We start from the raw sequence: 2,596 nt of genomic DNA, 5'->3' as shown, positions 1-2,596 counted from the left end.
TCAGGCTACAAATAAAGGAGGGCAGTGCTTGGGTAAGCGGAGGTGTTCACGCTTACCAGAATTAGCGTTCACGTTTACCAGAATATGCAACTGGTATGAAAGGTCTGGAACAACATACGATGATGCCGTTCAGGGGGCTGTTTGATTCAATGGGTAAAGGAGTTATCCGGCAGGAAAAACATTGGTGCCCTGAGTGTTATCTGGATGCTATACGACAATCAACGCCTGTTTATGATCCGCTGGTTTTTTCCCTTATGGAAGTGAAAAGCTGTCCTGTTCATCAGTTGAGGCTCGTAAGTAAATGCCCGGATTGTGGCGCCACCCAGCAGGCGCTTCCTTCATCAAGAAGGGTTGGCTGGTGTACTCAGTGCGGTGGTTTTCTCGGTTATATGGGAGGTGAGGCCAGAGAGGTGACTTCCAGGGAACAATATTTTTATGACCTTTTTGAGTGCCGTCATCAATTGTTGGAGATTGATGTCAGTCAGGAATTTAAGGATGGGGTGATGATGGTTGTCAATCGTTCCGGGTGCGGTGCTGTGACAAAGTTGACCGAAGCCGTGTGCTTCTCTGACAGAACGATTTCGCAATGAGTGTCTGGTCGTTATCGACCAACGCTGACCAGTTTTCTTGATTTTTGCCTGGCAGTGAATGTTTTGCCGTCACAGTTACTGCTGAATCATCAGGATATTGCACCGCAGCTGACTGAGGCCAGATTAACTGTTCGAAAAGTGTTTAACTCGACACTGGAGATGGAGGAGATTGAAAAACGACTGCAGACCTATGCTTTATCAGAAAAAATTACGCCATTGCCGGAAATTGCCAGCAAGCTGGAGGTGGGTGTTAGTTTTCTTTCTTATCATTTGCCTGAATTGACTCGTGCTCTGGTGCAAAAGAATCAGGGCTTGCGAAAGGTAGAGAGTGATAAGCGATACCATCAATTTACTGACCAGATATTGAAGATCATCGTAGATCTCGAGAAGGAAGGAGTTGTGCCCAGTTATAATAATGTCAGATGTCGTATGGTTGAGTATCATGGATTTCGATACAAAGATTTCACTCGATTATGGGGGCAGGCCATGAAGGAGTGGCAAGCCAGCTAAGCTCATATCTCTCCTCTGAGCGTTTCTTTTCACCTTCCTCAATTTTTTTAAAAAAATCTCATCAAGCATTCATATTTGAGTGCTTTTTTTTGTGCGCCTAAAATCTGCATTAGTATCTCAGGGTAAAATTCACCACGGAAAAACCATCATTAATATCGTGAAAGTTCCCAGCATAAAGTTTGGGAAAGTGCAGGTAGGAGAAGATGATAGTTCAAGCGAACCAGCAAATAGTTACCGAAAGTTCAAGAAATCAGGAAGGAGATATGGTGATTACCACCACAAAGACAAAATAAGAGAGAGTTTTGCTAGAAGTCACAGAATTAATGTCCGTGATCACAAAAAGTGTCCGCCTGTTTTTCAAAATAGTGTCCGGAATGCCCTGTGAGTCAGGCATTCTAACACCATTTTTTTCATAAATAGTGTCCGCTTCCTCTATTTTTGTCAGGGTATATGTCCGGAAAGTTTTCGATAAACGTGTCTGATAATATTTCAACAAAGGTGTCCGGTTTTTATCAATGACAGACGTTAAGCATATTTCATTCTGTGGTAATTCTTTTATTTGATGTAATATCAATATGTTATAGTGTGTGGTTGTGAGGTTTTCCTGAATATTGTTGCGGCCTTGCGGTAATCTGGCAGTAAATATCATTAGGAATACTCATTTCCAGGGAATGATTTATATTCAGGCTAAAGACTGATGAGCCATAAAAACGCAGATACCGTTGTTGTCCTGGATTTTGAGACAACCGGATTGTCGCCCAATATGGGTGACAGAGCCATAGAGATCGGTGCAGTTTTGATCGAACATGGCAGGATAACTGACCGTTTTCAGCAGCTAATGAACCCGGGTTTTCTGATTAATGGCTTTATTTCCAGTTATACCGGTATATCCAATGCCATGTTGAAATCCGCGCCGGATTGTTTATCGGTGATCCGGGAGTTTGCCAGCTTTGTGGGTAAACATAACCTGGTGGCTCATAACGCATCGTTTGACAAAAAGTTTCTGGATAATGAGATGGTGCTGGCAGGCTCTGCATATTCCGGTGCCTTTGCCTGCTCAATGCTGGCAGCGCGGAGACTATACCAGAACGCTCCCGACCATAAACTGGGAACATTGGTGCGATATAAGCGACTACCGACTGATGGTGTTTTTCACCGGGCACTGGCCGATGCGGAAATGACCGCCCATCTATGGTTACGTATGCTAGAAGACCTGGGGGAGCAATATCAACTTTTTGACGTACCGTTTAACCTGATGCAGAAACTGGGGCGTACGGCAAAAGGTTCGGTGCATACGTTTCTGCAAAAGCAGGTTCGGGCAGAGCCTGCCTGAGTGCGCTATCCCGGTTCCTGACCCTGGTATTCATTGATGACCTGCTGAAACCAGCTATCAATCACTCCCCTGGCAGCTACTCCCGATGAATACACGTCAGCTGCCACAACCAGAAAACTGACATACTCATAATTTCTGAAAACACAAGAGAACCCTCAACTTT

The 2,596-nt window shown here is 44.4% G+C and carries 4 protein-coding genes; 3 read left to right on the top strand and 1 reads right to left on the bottom strand.

Going from position 1 to position 2,596, the window contains the following annotated elements; all coding sequences use genetic code 11:
- Window positions 1-95 precede the first annotated feature (95 nt).
- Window positions 96-590 (top strand): hypothetical protein, encoded by a 495-nt coding sequence (locus ACO6UY_RS24355; protein ID WP_422491632.1) that lies wholly within the window; start codon window positions 96-98, stop codon window positions 588-590.
- Complete coding sequence (locus ACO6UY_RS24350) at window positions 591-1,100, top strand: hypothetical protein (RefSeq protein ID WP_422448533.1); 510 nt, start codon at window positions 591-593, stop codon at window positions 1,098-1,100.
- A 250-nt stretch (window positions 1,101-1,350) separates the two neighbouring features.
- On the opposite strand, the gene ACO6UY_RS24345 is transcribed toward ACO6UY_RS24350, so the two are convergent.
- The gene (locus ACO6UY_RS24345; protein ID WP_422491631.1) at window positions 1,351-1,749 is read right to left on the bottom strand and encodes a hypothetical protein; all 399 of its coding nucleotides are present in this window, start codon (window positions 1,747-1,749) and stop codon (window positions 1,351-1,353) included.
- A 48-nt stretch (window positions 1,750-1,797) separates the two neighbouring features.
- Here ACO6UY_RS24345 and ACO6UY_RS24340 point away from each other — a divergent pair, with 48 nt between their 5' ends.
- On the top strand, window positions 1,798-2,433 hold the full coding sequence (locus ACO6UY_RS24340) for a PolC-type DNA polymerase III (RefSeq protein ID WP_422491630.1): 636 nt from the start codon (window positions 1,798-1,800) through the stop codon (window positions 2,431-2,433).
- Window positions 2,434-2,596: the final 163 nt, after the last annotated feature.

The organism is Endozoicomonas sp. ALE010, from assembly GCF_049310165.1.
Classification (GTDB): domain Bacteria; phylum Pseudomonadota; class Gammaproteobacteria; order Pseudomonadales; family Endozoicomonadaceae; genus Endozoicomonas.
The sequence above is the reverse complement of the archived record's forward strand: the minus strand, read 5'-3'. Positions and strand labels throughout refer to the sequence as shown.

What these genes read in the sequence shown, in the direction of transcription:
- ACO6UY_RS24355 (WP_422491632.1), top strand. Translation starts at nt 96, where the DNA reads ATGAAAGGTCTGGAACAACATACGATGATGCCGTTCAGGGGGCTGTTT.
- ACO6UY_RS24345 (WP_422491631.1), bottom strand. Translation starts at nt 1,749, where the DNA reads ATGATATTTACTGCCAGATTACCGCAAGGCCGCAACAATATTCAGGAA.
- ACO6UY_RS24340 (WP_422491630.1), top strand. Translation starts at nt 1,798, where the DNA reads ATGAGCCATAAAAACGCAGATACCGTTGTTGTCCTGGATTTTGAGACA.